This is a genomic window from Actinoplanes aureus (assembly GCF_015704865.1).
Classification (GTDB): Bacteria; Actinomycetota; Actinomycetes; order Mycobacteriales; family Micromonosporaceae; genus Actinoplanes; species Actinoplanes aureus.
In genome coordinates this window covers 164,588-179,793 of the sequence record NZ_JADQTO010000022.1, presented here as the reverse complement: position 1 = coordinate 179,793, position 15,206 = coordinate 164,588, and the positions used below count along the sequence as shown (strand labels likewise).

The window sequence follows — 15,206 nt, the reverse complement described above, 5'->3', positions numbered from 1 at the left end:
GAAGGCCTCCGGTGCTGGTCAGTGGTTTCTCGACAACTCCACTGCATCGCTGGAGGCCTTCATCGTTCACAGAACCAGCTGATGATCGTCAGATCGAGTGGTCACACTTCCTCGACCAACGTCCCCGAACATCACATCTAGACCCCGGCACCCAGGGCGCGGGCAAGCAACCGCCGGTCCGTCCCGCAGCGGGACGGATTGGTGTCTCCCGGCGGCCGCCCCCGCCGATCGAGGCCGGCCGCCTCCTCGCGGGCCCGCCGGGAAGCCGCGTCTCCCGTTGCTGTTTCCCGGCGGCCGCGTTGTGGCCGTGCGCCGCGCCTCGCTCGCGATGGGCAGGCGGGGACGGCGTCGATTCGGCGGGAGCGGCCGGAAACCCGTACCTCAAAGGGTTGTTCTTCGGCGGATCGCCCGCCACAAGCGGGCGGTGACCTGGCGTGCGGTCAGCGGGATGACTGAGATCATCAGCCTGCCGGAGGCGTCGACGGACGGTCTGATGATCGCCAGCCGGCGGCCGTTGCGGCGCACCGCCGGCATCGGCATGCGGACGCGTGGGGCGCGCAATGCGGCCGCGCCGGCGGCGCCGGTGGCGCTGTGCCGGCCGATGGCCAGGTCGGGCTGGAATCGTCCGGGCTGGGCCGAGACGGCCCGGCGCTGGCCGGTCGCGGCGCTGCGGGTGAGCAGGTCGGCCAGGCGGAACCGGATCCGCAGAGAGTGGCCCGCCACGTCGACCTGGGCGGGGATCTCCTCGGCGCTGACGCTCGGTGCGGGCGTCGCGGAGGAGTGTGCGGTGATCGTCAGTTCGCCGCCGTTCCAGGTGATGGCGGTGGCGTCGAGTTTGGCCGGCCAGTCGGGTGAGGTGGTCACGTCGAAGCAGGCGTCGGGCAGGCGGCCGAAACCGGGATAGCCGGCGTATCGGCGGCCGTTCTTCTCGACGGTCGGCGGTATGCCGGTCTCGGCATCCTGGCGGATCACCGCCAGCAGGTCGTCGAGGGTGCCGTCGCGGGCCACGGCCAGCCGGATCCGGGTCTCCGCGCCGAGCTGCGCGACGATGTCGCCGGTCAGGTGGGCGGCGGCCATCCGGGCCACGCCGTCGTGGACCCGCTGCTGGGTCTGGCGGTCGAGGCGCAGGAAGTCGTCTTCCAGCAGCCGGGCGATCTCGTGGTCGAAGCGGCGCAGCAGGATCGCGTCGCGCTGCTTGCCGGGGGCGATCAGCTCGGCCACGAAGTCCATCACCTTCTCGGCGGTCTCCACCCGCAGCGCGTGGCGGCTCAGGTAGGTGATGTTGGTGGCGTCGAACCGCCGTACCGCGTAGTAGTAGTCGTAGTCGGCCAGCACCGAGATGCGCCGGGCCCGGTAGCAGGCCTCCAGGGTGAACGGCAGGTCGCTGCCGATCCGCATGTCCTCGCGGTACCGGATGGCGTGCCGTTCCAGCAGCTCGCGGCGGAACAGCTTGGTGTTGGCCAGCGAGCGCGGCAGCGGCGAGTCGAACAGGTCCATGTCCGGTTCGGTACGCGCGAACACATCCTGGTAGATGTGCCGGCTGTTGACCCCGACGACCTTGCCGAGGACCACGTCGGAGTCGTACTGGTCGGCGGCCGCCACCAACCGTTCCAGGGCCTCCCGGCCGAGGTGGTCGTCGGCGCCGAGGAAGAACACGTACCGGCCGGTGGCGGCGTCCAGGCCGCGGTTGAACGGGACCGCGGGACCGCCCGAGTTCGCCTGGTGCAGCACGGTGAACAGGCCGGGATGGCGGCGGTCGAACCGGTCGAGCTCGGCACCGCTGCCGTCGGTGGACCCGTCGTCCACCGCGACGATCCGCATCCGCGACGCGCCGATCGACTGCTCGACCAGCGAGGTGAGGCACTCGGTCAGGTACGGCATGGCGTTGTAGACCGCCACCACCACGGAGACGTCCGGCACGCTCAGCAGGGCCTGGTAGACGGAGCCGAGCTTCTCCTCCTGCGCCTCCCAGGTCCAGCCCGGCAGCGGGCTGGCGGGCCCGTCGTAGACGGCACGGTAACGCTGCGGATCGTTCAGGATCGTCCGGACGGCGCGGGCGAAGTCGGCCGCGTCCCGGGCCCGGAACACCTCGCCCTGGCCGGTGGCGCGGACGGTCTCCGCCATCGTCCGCACGTCGCTGACCACGATCGGCAGGCGCGCGTGCGAGTACTCGAAGAACTTGGTGATCAGCGCGATCTCGTGGTTCGGCCAGTGGTGGATCGGGATGACTCCGATGTCGGCCGCGGACAACAACCGCGGGACCTGGTCGGGTGGGACGTACGGCACGGCGTGCACCCGCTCCGCCCTGGTCAGCTCGGCGATGTGCGGTGCCGACGGATCGTCCACCACCAGCGCCAGGTGCACTCCCGGCAGGAACGGCAGGGCTTCGACGGCGGTGGCCAGCCCGCGCTGCGGTGAGGCGGATCCGCTGTAGACCAGTAGCGGCGTCGCCGGGCCGACACCGCACAGCGCGCGCAGGTCGGGCGCCGTACCGGTGGAGGTGGACTCCGGCGCGTTGAGCACCACCGCCGGGCGTTCGGGCAGCCGGTGTTCGCGTCGCAGCATCTCGGCGAGCGTGTCCGAGACGGTGATCACGGCGTCGGCGTCCCGGGCGTACTCCCGCTCGTAGGCCAGGTGGGCGGGCAACCAGCGGGCGTTGTCCCGGCGCGGCCGGGCGCCGCGCAGGAACTCGTGCGCGTCCCACACCAGCTTGACGTCCCGGCCGGCCGCCCGGGCGCGCCGGGCCGCCCGGGCGCCGACGCCGAGCATGCGGAAGTCGTGGGCGTGGATCAGGTCGGCGTCCAATTCGTCGATCACCGCGCCGAACGCGCGCTCGTAGGCCCACAGGCCGGGTTCCAGCCGGCGCCAGGCCCGGTCGCCGTGCAGCGCCCGCCAGAACCGGACCTGGGCGTGTTCCACCGGCCGGCGGGCCAGCCGGGCCATCCGCAGCAGTGGGCCGCCGCGGCGGACGAGCCGTCCGCGGATCCCGCTCGATCGGGCGGTGCCCATCGGCAGCAGACGCACCCGCGCCCGGCCGATGCGCCACTGTTGGTCGGTGCCGGTGGGCGAGCAGCCGAGTAGCGTGACGTCCCAGCCGGCCTCAGCAGCCCAGCGAGCCGTTTTCTGCACCCGGGAGTCACCGTGGACGCCGTTGTCGACGAGCATGACGACGCGACCGCTTTTCATGATGGCGCGAGTGTATGAGCGGTTCCGGCGTGCGAGAACGCCTGGAACTGCCTCGACATCCACCTGCCATGAACGTGTCACCTGCCGTCCGCTCGGTGTGAATACCGTTCGCCGGGAGATGGATGTGACCTACCTGGCGCTGGGCGGCCGGCGTGTCCGCGCGGCCGCCGCACACACCGCGCGACTCGCCGCCGGCGGCACGCCGGTCACCCTTGTCACCACCGCCCGCCCGGAGTGGGACAGCGTGCCGATCGCGCCCGGGGTGACACTGCGCCGGGTGCGGTCGCCGCGGGCGGCCCGGCCGCTGATCGAGGCGGCCGGTGCGGTGTACGCGGGCGACGCCGAGGCACTCGCGGTGGCGTACGCGACCGGCCGCCACGACGTGCTGCTGGAGCCGTCACCCGATCCGGCCCGCCGCACCCGCGACGCCGATCTGGCCGTGGTCACCCCGTGGTACCCGGCGCCCGGCGACCCGTTCGCCGGTGCCTTCGTGCAGGCCGCCACGGCTGCGGCCGGTCCCGGCTTCGAGCGGGTGTCGATCCTGCACACGCAGGGCTGGTTCTATCCGGGCGGCCGGCTGGCCGGGCGGCTGCTGGGTGTCGCGGCGGAACGCCAGGCGCTGCGCTCCGGCAACGCCGTGGTTCTGGACACCGCCGAGGGGGAGCTCACCAGGGTCGTCGCGCCCACCCCGGCCGGCGGCGACTACCTGGTCTACGCCGACGAGCAGACCCGGGCGCTGCGGGCGGCGCTGCCCACCGGCCGGATCGAGGCGCCGGTGGTGCACGCGCACGTCGGTTTCCTGGGTGGTGTGGTCGCCGCCCGGCTGGCCCGCCCGGACGCCCGGATCGTGGTCACCGAGCACGCCACCTTCCTGGCACAGGCGTTCCGGCAGCCTGGCGTCCTCCGCCGGTACGCCGAAGTGCTCGCCCGTGCCGACGCTCTGCTCTGCGTCGGGCGCGACCTGCTCGAGGAGCTGGCCGCCACCTTTCCGGAGCACGCCGGCAGGCTGCGGGTGGTGCCCAACGCCATCGACTTCGACCGGTTCGCGGTGCGGGCCGAGCCGCCGCGTGAGCCGCTTCGGTGGCTGTACCTGGGCCGGATGATGGAGCACAAGGGCGTACCGGTCCTTCTCGACGCCTTCTCCGAGGTGGCCGCCGGCGATCCGCGGGTCACGCTCACCCTGGTCGGCAGCGGCCCGCTCGACGCCGAGCTCGACCGGCGGATCGCCGGGCTCGGGCTCACCGGCCGGGTCACCCGGCGCCCGCCGGTGCCGCCGGAGCGGGTGACCGCCCTGCTGCACGAGCACGACCTGCTGGTGCACGCGAGCCGGCGGGAGACGTTCGGCATGACGGTGGTCGAGGCGGTCGCCACCGGGACACCGGTGCTGGTGGCCCGCAGCGCGGGTCCGGCCGAGACGCTGGACGGCATCGGTGACCGGGCTGGTGCGACGTTCGAGCCGACCGATGATCCCCGGGTCGTCGTGGCCGCCTACCAGGAGTTGCGGGCCCGGTTCGGTGCGCTGGACCCGGCCGGGGCGCGGGCCGCAATGCTTGCTCGCTATGGCGCCGAGGCGGTGCGGGCGCGGCTGCACGAGGTCTACACCGAGCCGGGACGGCCGTCGTCCGCCACCGTGCCGGAGCCGGTCGTGCCGGCCCTGCGGCGCCTCACCTCGCGGCTGCCCTCGCCGGTTCCGGAGGCGCTGGTCCGTACCGCTGCCCGGGTCGCGCGCCGGGCATGACTCCCGGGATCTTGGGTAGTCGGCCGCGACGACCAAGACGAGGGGTGCTTGATGGCTCGTGGAACGGAGACCGCCGTGCGGGCCTACCTGGCCGAGCATCGCGATGAGCTGGTCAGTCATCTCGCCGAGTGGGTGGGCGTGCCGTCGGTCGCCGGGTTACCGGAGCACGAGATGGATCTGCTCCGGTCGGCGCACTGGCTGGCCGGGCTCCTGCGCGCGACCGGGTTCCCCACCGTGGAGGTATGGAAGGCGGACGGCGCTCCGGCGGTGTACGCCGAGTGGTGCGCGGCGCCGGGCGCGCCCACCGTGCTGATCTACAGCCATCACGACGTGCGGGCGGTCAAGGACGAGCAGTGGGAGGAGACCACCCCGTTCCAGGCGGTCGTCCGGGACGGGTACGTCTACGGCCGAGGCAGCTCCGACGCGAAGGGCCAGGTCCTCGCGCATGTATGGGCCCTCCGCGCGCACCTGGCCGCCACCGGAGCCGGGGCACCCGTGGTCAACATCAGACTGCTGGTCGAGGGCGAGGAGGAGACCGGGTCGGCGCGACTCGCCACGCTCCTGGAGGACAACCGGGAGCGGCTCGGTGCCGATCTGATCGTCTTCTCCGACACGCTGTTGTGGCACGCCGAGCACCCGGCGGTCTGCACCAGCATGCGGGGCATGGTCCTCGCCCAGTTGCGGGTGTACGGGCCACTGCGTGACATGCACAGCGGCGTGGTGTCCGGGCCGGCGCCCAACCCGGTGCTCGAACTGTCCCGGCTGCTGGCGTCCCTGCACGACGACAAGGGCCGGATCACCCTGCCCGGCTTCTACGACGACGTGGTCGAACCCGGCGAGCGACGCCGGGCGGAACTCGCCGCGCTGCCCTTCACCGACCAGGACTGGCTCGAGCGCTCGGACACCCGCAGCATCGGCGGGGAGGCCGGATACACCGTGCTGGAACGGCTGTGGCTGCGCCCGGCGGTCGAGGTGATCAGCGTGCTCGCCGGCAATCCGGTCGGTCCGTCGATGGGAGCCGTCCCGGCGGTGGCCGAGGCGACGCTGAGCATCCGCATCGTGCCCGATCAGGACCCGGCCGTGGTGGCGCGGCAGCTGCGCGTGTGGATCGCCGGCATCATCAGCGACCGGGTCGGCCACGAGTTGATCGTCTCGGCGGAGACCGGGCAGAAGCCGTACGCCACGCCACCGGACCATCCCGCCGTCGCGGCTCTGGCCGAGGCGATGGAGAAGGCCTGGCAGGTGCCCGCGGGGCGGATGGGCAACGCCGGCGGAGGTCCGGCGGAACTGCTGGCCCGCATGGTCGGTGCGCCGGTGCTGTTCTTCGGTACCGGTTTGCCGGAGGACCGCTGGCACGACAGCGACGAGCGGGCCTCCATCGACGTGCTGCTGGCCGGCGCGGCCACGCTTGCCGCTCTGTGGCCACGCCTGGCGGCCGGTAACTGACTCACAATTGGTCGCTTCGCCGGCTTGGTTTGCGGGCAGACTTAACGGATGGGCGATGTGTCCGATGGGCTCGGTGCCGGTGGAACCGGCTCCTCGCTGCGGCCGGGCTCGGGTACCGCCGTGGTCGTGCTGGTGGCCTCGGCCGGTGGTCTGGGCCCGCTGACGTCGGTGTTGAAAACGTTCCCACCGGACTTCCCGGCGGCCGTCGTGGTGGCACAGCACCTGGCCGGGCGGGGCAGCGCGCTGGTGGAGGTGATGAAGCGGCGGGTCCGGCTGCCGGTGAGCTGGGCGACCGACGGGATGGTGCTCCAGCGCGGCAAGGTGGTGATCGCTCCGCCGCTGAGCGCGCTGGAGGTGCTGCCGGACGGCACGGTGTCGCTGCGCCCGTCGGCGAACTCGGCCCTGAGCGGCCCGCTGGACGCGTTGCTGACGTCGCTGGCCGACTCCTTCGGGGCGCGGGTGGCGGCCGCCGTGCTGTCCGGCATGGGCCGGGACTCGGCGCTGGGCGCGCGGGCGTTGAAGGACGCCGGCGCCACGGTGATCGCGCAGAGTGAGGAGTCGGCGGAGCACTCCAGCATGCCGCTGGCGGCGGTGGAGAGCGGCGCGGTGGATCTGGTGCTGGACGTACGCGACATCGGGCCGGTGCTGGTGGACGTCGTGCGGGGTGGCGAGCTGCCGCGGGGCCGGGCGGATCGGGCGACGGCCGAGGTGCTGTTCACCGGACCCGGCGAGGTCGCCGCGCTGATGCGTGACCTCGATTGGCGGCGGACCCGGCTGGGGCCGGTCGACACCTGGCCGGAGGCCCTGACGTCGGCGGCCCAGATCGCCCTGGCCTGCCCGGTGCCGATGTGCGTGCTGTGGGGCCCGCACCTACTCCAGCTCTACAACGACGCGTACCGGCTGGTGCTGGGCGCCGAACATACCGGTGGCCTGGGACAGCCGAACCGGGAGTCCTGGCCCGAGGTGTGGCACCTGAACGATCCCGTCTACGCGCGGGTGCTGGGCGGTGAGGCGGTGTCGCTGGTGGACGCGCTGTACCCGATCAGCCGGGAGGGCGTTCCGGAGGACGCCTGGTTCGACCTGACGCTCAGCCCGATCCGCGACCGGAACGGGGTCGTCGACGGGGCGCTGACCACCGTGATCGAGAAGACCGGCGAGGTGTTGAGCCGTCGCCGGCTGCAACTGTTGAACCGGCTCGCGACCGGCCCGGCCGGTGCGCCGACGCGGCGGGTGTCGCTGGAGCGGTCGCTCGCCGCGCTGGCGGGCGGTGAACAGGACGTCCCGTTCGCGCTCGCCTACCTGGTGGACGAGCTGCGGGCGACGGCCGAGCTGGCCGGCGTGACCGGGGTCGTGGCGGGCGGCCCGATGTCGCCGCACACGATCTCACTGCTGGACGAGGACGCCGTCTGGCCCATCGGCCGGGTCGTCCGTACCGATCACCCCGTGACGTCCGGCGGGCTCGCCACCGCGTTCCCCGGCGTCACGGTGGGCCGGGACGAGCACTCGCCCGGGACCGCGATGATCTTCGCGCTGCGCGAGCACCGGGACACCGAGACCACGATCGGTGGTGTCGTGGTGCTCGGCATCAATCCCCGCCTGCCGCTGACCGCGGCCTACCGGGAGTTCCTCGGCCTGGTCGCGGTGCAGGTGGCCGCGTCCCTGGTGGACGCGGGCGGCCGGCAACGCCAGCGCGAGCGCATCGACCGGCTGGCCGAGCTCGACCGGGTGAAGACCGAGTTCCTGTCGAACATCAGCCACGAGTTGCGGACTCCGCTGACGCTGCTGATGGCGCCGCTGGAGGCGCTGGCGGCCGAGGACTCGGGTCTGGCCACCCGGTTGCGGACCGAGGTCGAGGTGGCGTCCCGCAACGCGCGCCGGCTGCTGGTGATGGTCGAGACGCTGCTCGACTTCTCGCAGATCGAGGCGGGCCGGCTGCGTACCCGGCTGGAGCAGGTCGACCTGGCGGCGCTGACCGTCGGCGTCGTCAGCGCCTTCCAGGGTGCCGCCAAGCGCGCCGGGATCCGGCTGCGGGTGGACTGCCCGCCGATGCGCGCACCGATGATCGTCGACCCGGCCATGTGGGAGAAGATCGTCGCGAACCTGCTCTCCAACGCCCTGAAGTTCACTTTCGACGGAGAGATCACCGTGGAGCTCAAGGAGCTGCCCGAGCACGCGCAGCTCGTCGTCACCGACACCGGCGTGGGCATTCCGGAGGAGCAACTGCCGCACATCTTCAAACGCTTCCACCGGGTTCGCGACAGCAAGGCCCGCACCCACGAGGGCACCGGCATCGGGCTGGCGCTCGTCGAGCAGCTCACCCGCCAGCACCGCGGCCGGGTCCGGGTGCAGAGCCGGGTCGGCAAGGGCAGCCGCTTCACCATCTGGCTGCCCAAGAGGCAGTCGAGACGTACGGTCCCGGCGGCACAGGGCGCCGAGCGGCGGCTTCCGGTGGCCGGTGCCCTGGCCGAGGTGGCGAGCTTCTGGGACACGCCCACGACGGCCGGCGACAGCACGCCACCCACCGTGGCCGGCCGGCCGGGGCAGGCGCGGATCCTGGTGATCGACGACAACCAGGACATGCGTGACTACCTCACCCGGCTGCTGTCCGAGGCCTGGCTGGTCGAGGCGGTCGGCACCGGCGAGCAGGCCATGCACGCCGCCCGGCACCGCACCCCCGACCTCATCCTGACCGACGTCATGATGCCCAACATCGACGGCCTGCGGCTGCTGCGCCAGCTGCGCGCGGAGAGCACCCTGCGCCACCTGCCGATGATCATGCTGAGTGCCCGGGCCGGTGAGCAGGCCGCCATCGAAGGCCTGACCGCCGGCGCCAACGACTATCTGGTCAAACCGTTCGCCGCCCGGGAGCTCATCGCCCGGGTCGGTGCCCAGCTGGAGCTCGCCCGGGTCCGCGACGAGGCCGATCGGCGGTACCGGGCCCTGGTCAACGCCAGCTTCGGCGTCGTGTACCGGATGAACCCGGACTGGAGCGAGATGCGCGCCCTCGACGGCCGGGGCTTCATCGCCGACACCAGCGAACCGTCGGCCGACTGGCTGGACACCTACATCCACCCCGACGACCAGCCGCGGGTCACGGAGGCGATCGCCACCGCGGTGCGGGACCGGACCCCGTTCCGACTGCACCATCGGGTACGTCGTCCGAACGGCTCGCTGGGCTGGACGGTGTCGCAGGCCGTACCGCTGCTCGACGACTCCGGCGAGATCATCGAATGGGTGGGTACCGCCACCGAGGCCCCGCCGCCGTCCTGATCCGTGCCCGCGTTCCGTGGTCGGGTCCGTGGTCGCCACGGATGTGCCCGTACCGGTGTGGCGGCGAAGCTGTGAGCACGACAACGAGCTACGGCTTCCGGCGAAGGCGAAGGAGACCCACCATGAGCGAGACGACCGAGCAGCGGTTCACCGACGAAGAGCGCGCCGCGATGAAGGAGCGGGCGAACGAGGCGAAGGCGGCGCGGCGCGGGTCGCGCGGCAAGGCGGACGTCGAGGCGGAGGTGCTCGCGAAGATCGCCGAAATGGAGCCGGCGGACCGGGCGATGGCCGAACGGGTGCACGCCATCGTCCGGGCAGGCGCCCCGGAACTCACGCCGAAGCTCTGGTACGGCATGCCGTCGTACGCCCGCAACGGAAAGATCATCTGCTTCTTCCAGCCGGCGGCGAAGTTCAAGTCGCGGTACGCCACGCTCGGCTTCAACGACGAGGCGGCCCTCGACGACGGCACGATGTGGCCGACCTCGTTCGCCCTGACCGCGCTGACCGCCGCCGACGAGCAGCGGATCGGCGACCTGGTGCGGCGGGCCGTGAGCTGAGCAGGCCTACGCCGACTCGACGATCCGCTTGAGGGCGAGCAGGTCGGCCAGCACGGCGGCGGCGTCGCGTTCGAAGTCCTCGTCGCTCACCCCGGGCCGCCGGCGCAGGCTGAACACGAGCTCGCTTCCGTCGCCGTCGGGCGTCACCCGCATCGGGTTGTGGAAGGTCTCGCCGGTCGGCAGCGTGACGTCATGGTCGAGCACGCCGAACGCGTTCCGCTCCGCGAAGGTCAGCTCGATCCGGCCCATCGGCGACTCCGCGACCCATCGCCCGTCACGCTGCGCGATCGAGTCGCACAGGCCGGGAGCCCACCGCGGCAGGTTGGTGGGTTCCGCCGCGAAGTCGTAGACCACCTGCGCGGGCCGTGCGATGTGTGTGCTGATGTGCCGCGAGTGCGGGATCTCAGTGTCCATGGCCCGACGGTAGGTGATCCCGGCCGGAGCCGTCTTGAACAAATCGGTCCAGGTCCGTTCGCCGGTCACGCTGCCTTTGAGGTACGCGTGACCGCCCGTCCCGCCGGAATACGGACCGTCCCCGCTCTCCCCACGCGAGCGCGCCACCTGGTCGCGGCCCCAGCGCGACCGCCGGGAAACGGCGCGGGGGGTAAGGCCGCTTCCGTAGTCAGGGTGATCTTGCTTGGCCCACGCTCGATGCTGTCTCAACGGCCGCCAGACAGCACCCACGTTGGGCCGGACAGGACCCTGAACCGCGGAGGCTCTCTAGCAGTCGTCCTGATGCCAGTTGCCGGCCTCCCGCGCCCACGGCTCCTTCTCCTGGTTGATCGCCTTGATCGAGTAGGTGTAGGTGACCCGGCCGAGGTCACCGGAGATCGTCGCCGAGTAGGACTTGAAGGGCAGTGGGCTGCCGTACAACTCCTTCGCCGCGTCGACGATTCCGGTGAATTCCTCCTGCGACGTCCGCTTGCGGCACCGGTCGGACAGCAGCCCGTACGCCGTCGTCGCGTCGCCGGACAGGAACGCGTCGCTGTAGGCCTGCACGGCGGCCCGCAACTCCTCGTACGCGTCGTTCTTCGGCTTAGCCTTCGGCTTGGTCGTCGCCTTCTTGGTCGAGGTGCCGTTCTTGGTGGAGCTCTTGGACTTGCTGGAGGACCGGGAGTCCGAGCTGGAACCGCATCCGGTCAGCAACGCTCCGGCCAGCACGATCGCAGTAATGATCTTGTAACGCATCGGGACATCCTGCGACATCGAGCGGCGCCCATGTTGCTCAGGTCGCCGGCCGAACCCATTCAATCTGGTATCTGCTTATTGCGCCTTACGCAGCCAGAAGGTGAGGTTCAGGCCGGTGTCGGCGTGTTCCCGCGCGGCCCATTCCGGCTCGCCGGTGGTGAAGCTGGCGGCGAGCACCTCGTCGGCCACGAAGTCACCGTGCTCGGCGAGGGCGGCCGTGACCTGATCGTCGGCGGAGCGGTAGCGCAGGTCGATCCGGTCGGCGACGTCGAGACCGCCGGCCTTGCGGGCCTCTTGGATCAGCCGGACCGCTTCCCGGGCCAGGCCGGCCCGGCGCAGCTCCGGTGTGAGACGCAGATCGAGGGCGAGGCTGGCGCCGGCGTCGGAGGCGACCGCCCAGCCTTCCCGAGGGGTCTCGGTGATGATCACCTCGTCGGCGCCGAGGGTGATCGGCTCGCCGCCGGCGGTCACGGTGGCGGTGCCGGCGGCCAGGTCGCGCTTGAGGGCGGCGGCGTCCGCGGCGGCGATCGCCGCTGCCACGGCCTGGACCCGCTTGCCGAAGCGTTTGCCGAGGGTCCGGAAGTTCGCCTTGGCGGTGGTGTCCACCAGCGACTCCTCGGACTCGGTGACCGGCAGCACGGCGGCGACGTTGAGCTCGGCCGCGATCTCGGCGACCAGCTCCGGGTCCAGGGCGGCGAAGCCGGGTCCCGAGGCGAGGGACCGCGACAGCGGCTGACGGATCTTGACGCCGGACTCGGCACGGGCGGTGCGGCCCAGCTCGACCAGGCGCCGGGTCAGGTCCATCTGCTCGCCGAGGCCCGGGTCGATCAGGGTGTCGTCGGCGCCGGGGTAGGCGGCCAGGTGCACCGATGACGCGGCGGCCGGATCGACGGCGACGACCAGGTCCTGCCAGACCCGCTCGGTGATGAACGGGACGATCGGCGCGAGCAGCAGCGTCACCGTGCGCAACGCGTCGTGCAGGGTGGCCAGCGCGGCCGGGTCACCGCGCCAGAACCGGCGGCGGCTGCGCCGGACGTACCAGTTGGACAGGTCGTCGACGAACCCGGCGAGCAGCCGGCCGGCCTCCTGGGTGTCGAACCCGGCCATCGCCGCGTCGACCCGGCGGACCAGCAGGTTGAGCTCGGAGAGGAGCCAGCGGTCCAGCGCGGGGCGGCCGGCGGGCGCGGGATCCGCCGCCGACGGAGACCATCCGGCCGTCCGCCCGTAGAGCGCCTGGAAGGCGACGGTGTTCCAGTAGGTGAGCAGGGTCTTGCGGACCACCTCCCGCAGGGTGGCGTGTCCGACGCGGCGGGCCGACCAGGGCGAGCCGGCGGCGGCCATGTACCAGCGCACCGCATCGGCGCCGTGCTCCTCCAGCAGCGGGATCGGCTCGATGATGTTGCCCAGGTGCTTGGACATCTTGCGGCCGTCCTCGGCGAGGATGTGCCCGAGGCAGACCACGTTCTGGTACGCCGAGCGGCCGAAGACAAGCGTGCCGACCGCCATCAGCGTGTAGAACCAGCCGCGGGTCTGGTCGATCGCCTCGCAGATGAACTGCGCCGGGTAGCTGCGCTCGAACAGTTCCCGGTCGCGGTGCGGATAGCCGAACTGGGCGAACGGCATGGCGCCGGAGTCGTACCAGGCGTCGATGACCTCCGGGACGCGGGTGGCGGTCGCACCGCAGCGGCAGGCGATGGTGATCTCGTCGACGAACGGGCGGTGCGGGTCGAGGGCGGACAGGTCCCGGCCGGCGAGCCGGCCGAGTTCGGCGAGGGAGCCGACGCAGGTGAGGTGCCCGTCCGGGCAGCGCCAGATGGGCAGGGGAGTGCCCCAGTAGCGGGACCGGGACAGCGCCCAGTCGACGTTGTTCACCAGCCAGTCGCCGTACCGGCCGTGCTTGATGGTCTCCGGCTGCCAGTTGGTGCGCTCGTTCTCGCGGAGCAGGTCGTCGCGGATCGCGGTGGTGCGTACGTACCAGGAGGGCTGCGCGTAGTAGATCAGCGGGGTGTGGCAGCGCCAGCAGTGCGGGTAGCTGTGCCGGTACGGCTCGGAGCGGAAGAGCCGGCCGCGTTCGCGCAGGTCGGTGACGAGCGCCTGGTCGGCGTCCTTGAAGAACCGGCCGCCGACCAGGGCGATCTCGGGGGAGAAGGTGCCGTCCGGGCGTACCGGATTGACCATCGGCAGCCGGTAGGCGCGGCAGCTCGCCAGGTCGTCGGCGCCGAACGCGGGCGCCTGGTGCACCAGGCCGGTGCCGCTGTCGGTGGTGACGTAGCCGGCCAGGATGACGATGTGCGCGTCCGGGATCTCGACCAGGTCGAACGGCGGCCGGTACGCCCAGCGCTCCAGCTCCTTGCCGGCGAAGGTACGCCCGGTGGGCTCCCAGTCGTCACCGAGGGCCGCTCGCAGCAGGGGCTCGGCGACCACGAGCTGCTCGGTGCCGTCGGTGGCGACGGCGTACGTGACGTCCGGGTGCACGGCGACCGCGGTGTTGGAGACCAGCGTCCACGGGGTGGTCGTCCACACCAGCAGCGACGCCTCCCCGGCCAGCGGGCCGGAGACGAGCGGAAGCCGGACGTACACCGACGGTTCGGTGTCGTCCTCGTAGCCCTGGGCCAGTTCGTGGTCGGACAGTGCGGTCTGGTCACGCGGGCACCACGGCGCCACCCGGAAGTCCTCGACGAGCAGGCCCTTGTCGAAGATCTGCTGGAGTGACCACCACACCGATTCCACGTAGGCCGGATCCATGGTCCGGTAGGCGTCCTCCAGGTCGACCCAGTAACCCATCCGCTCGGTCAGCTGCGCGAACGCGTCGGTGTGCCGGGTCACCGACTCGCGGCAGCGGGCGTTGAACGCGGCGATCCCGTACGCCTCGATGTCCTGCTTGCCGGCGAAGCCCAGCTCCTTCTCCACGGCCAGCTCGACCGGCAGGCCGTGGCAGTCCCAGCCGGCCTTGCGCGGTACGTGGAAGCCCTTCATCGTCCGGTAGCGCGGAAAGACGTCCTTGAAGACCCGGGCCTCGATGTGATGGGTGCCGGGCATGCCGTTCGCCGTCGGCGGTCCCTCGTAGAAGATCCAGTCGGGGCGTCCCCGGCTCTGCTCCAGGCTGCGTGCGAAGACGTCGCCGGACTGCCAGAAGCGCAGCACCTCGTGGTCGAGTGCGGGCAGGTCGACCTGCGCGGGCACGGGCCGGTACATCGGCAGATCGTACTGCGCGGCTCCGGCCCGCCGCCCGGGCGCCGGTTCCGGGTGGGAACCGCCGGTGCCGGACACGCGTCAGTAGTGGTATGAGACTTCGCGCCGCGCTGCTGTTCGTCTTCACCGTGGTCGGCCTTGCCGTGATCACCTCACCCGCCGATCCGGCCTGGGCCTGTAGCTGCGCCTGGAGCCCCGCCGAGCAGGACGAGCACGCCGAGCTGATCGTCGTCGGCCGGGTCACCGAGGTGACGGACACGTCGGTGCGGCTCGCGATCGAGTCGGTGGAGAAGGGCGACGCCGACCGCACGGCACCGCTGAAGCTGCGGGTGGGGCGCAGCGAGGCGAGTTGCGGTTACGAGTTCCGGACCGGGCTGCGCTACCGGGTCAACGCCCGCGACGGCGCCACCGGCCTCTGCACCGGGGTCGCCGAGCTGGCGTTCATGCCGCCCACGACGTCCCCGGCATCCCCGGCCGCGTCTGCCGTGCCGGCCGAGCCGGTCGCCATGCGACCGGCCGCGGAGTCCTCCGGGAGCTCGTCGTGGATCGCCGCCGGCGCGGGCCTGACCGTCCTGGCCGCCGCGGCGGTCGCCGTGGCGGTGTGGCGGCGCGGGCGCCGGTCGTAGCGG

General features: G+C 72.1%; 9 protein-coding genes and 1 pseudogene. 5 read left to right on the top strand and 5 right to left on the bottom strand.

Annotation, left to right across the window (positions count from 1 at the left end; all coding sequences use genetic code 11):
- Positions 1–381: 381 nt before the first annotated feature.
- The gene (locus I4J89_RS50195) at positions 382–1,926 is read right to left on the bottom strand and encodes a glycosyltransferase family 2 protein (RefSeq protein ID WP_230860144.1); all 1,545 of its coding nucleotides are present in this window, start codon (positions 1,924–1,926) and stop codon (positions 382–384) included.
- Positions 1,921–3,165, bottom strand: a pseudogene (locus I4J89_RS50190) (glycosyltransferase family 4 protein); the annotation flags it as partial. The gene I4J89_RS50195 and the pseudogene I4J89_RS50190, both read right to left, overlap by 6 nt.
- A gap of 139 nt (positions 3,166–3,304) precedes the next feature.
- On the opposite strand from I4J89_RS50190, the gene I4J89_RS35570 reads away from it, so the two are divergent.
- The 4 genes from I4J89_RS35570 to I4J89_RS35555 all read left to right on the top strand — a co-directional run bounded on the left by I4J89_RS35570 (position 3,305) and on the right by I4J89_RS35555 (position 10,197).
- Positions 3,305–4,924, top strand: a complete 1,620-nt coding sequence (locus I4J89_RS35570) for a glycosyltransferase family 4 protein (protein WP_196418544.1) — start codon at positions 3,305–3,307, stop codon at positions 4,922–4,924.
- 51 nt (positions 4,925–4,975) lie between these two features.
- Positions 4,976–6,370 (top strand): M20/M25/M40 family metallo-hydrolase, encoded by a 1,395-nt coding sequence (locus tag I4J89_RS35565; RefSeq protein WP_196418543.1) that lies wholly within the window; start codon positions 4,976–4,978, stop codon positions 6,368–6,370.
- 48 nt (positions 6,371–6,418) lie between these two features.
- Positions 6,419–9,640 (top strand): chemotaxis protein CheB, encoded by a 3,222-nt coding sequence (locus I4J89_RS35560; RefSeq protein ID WP_196418542.1) that lies wholly within the window; start codon positions 6,419–6,421, stop codon positions 9,638–9,640.
- A gap of 122 nt (positions 9,641–9,762) precedes the next feature.
- The gene (locus I4J89_RS35555; RefSeq protein ID WP_196418541.1) at positions 9,763–10,197 is read left to right on the top strand and encodes an iron chaperone; all 435 of its coding nucleotides are present in this window, start codon (positions 9,763–9,765) and stop codon (positions 10,195–10,197) included.
- Positions 10,198–10,203: 6 nt separating this feature from the next.
- Here I4J89_RS35555 and I4J89_RS35550 read toward each other — a convergent pair whose 3' ends face one another.
- The 3 genes from I4J89_RS35550 to ileS form a co-directional block, all read right to left on the bottom strand.
- Complete coding sequence (locus I4J89_RS35550; RefSeq protein ID WP_196418540.1) at positions 10,204–10,611, bottom strand: SRPBCC family protein; 408 nt, start codon at positions 10,609–10,611, stop codon at positions 10,204–10,206.
- 306 nt (positions 10,612–10,917) lie between these two features.
- Positions 10,918–11,385, bottom strand: coding sequence for a nuclear transport factor 2 family protein (locus tag I4J89_RS50185; RefSeq protein WP_230860114.1), 468 nt, complete (start codon positions 11,383–11,385; stop codon positions 10,918–10,920).
- A 75-nt stretch (positions 11,386–11,460) separates the two neighbouring features.
- Positions 11,461–14,580, bottom strand: a complete 3,120-nt coding sequence (gene ileS, locus I4J89_RS35540; RefSeq protein WP_196418539.1) for an isoleucine--tRNA ligase — start codon at positions 14,578–14,580, stop codon at positions 11,461–11,463.
- Between the two features lie 89 nt (positions 14,581–14,669).
- Here ileS and I4J89_RS35535 point away from each other — a divergent pair, with 89 nt between their 5' ends.
- Positions 14,670–15,203 (top strand): hypothetical protein, encoded by a 534-nt coding sequence (locus I4J89_RS35535; protein ID WP_196418538.1) that lies wholly within the window; start codon positions 14,670–14,672, stop codon positions 15,201–15,203.
- Positions 15,204–15,206 lie beyond the last annotated feature (3 nt).

Coding starts and splice junctions, on each gene's coding strand:
- I4J89_RS35570 (WP_196418544.1), top strand. CDS start 3,305: ATGGATGTGACCTACCTGGCGCTGGGCGGCCGGCGTGTCCGCGCGGCC.
- I4J89_RS35565 (WP_196418543.1), top strand. CDS start 4,976: ATGGCTCGTGGAACGGAGACCGCCGTGCGGGCCTACCTGGCCGAGCAT.
- I4J89_RS35560 (WP_196418542.1), top strand. CDS start 6,419: ATGGGCGATGTGTCCGATGGGCTCGGTGCCGGTGGAACCGGCTCCTCG.
- I4J89_RS35555 (WP_196418541.1), top strand. CDS start 9,763: ATGAGCGAGACGACCGAGCAGCGGTTCACCGACGAAGAGCGCGCCGCG.
- I4J89_RS35550 (WP_196418540.1), bottom strand. CDS start 10,611: ATGGACACTGAGATCCCGCACTCGCGGCACATCAGCACACACATCGCA.
- I4J89_RS50185 (WP_230860114.1), bottom strand. CDS start 11,385: ATGCGTTACAAGATCATTACTGCGATCGTGCTGGCCGGAGCGTTGCTG.
- ileS (WP_196418539.1), bottom strand. CDS start 14,580: ATGTACCGGCCCGTGCCCGCGCAGGTCGACCTGCCCGCACTCGACCAC.
- I4J89_RS35535 (WP_196418538.1), top strand. CDS start 14,670: ATGAGACTTCGCGCCGCGCTGCTGTTCGTCTTCACCGTGGTCGGCCTT.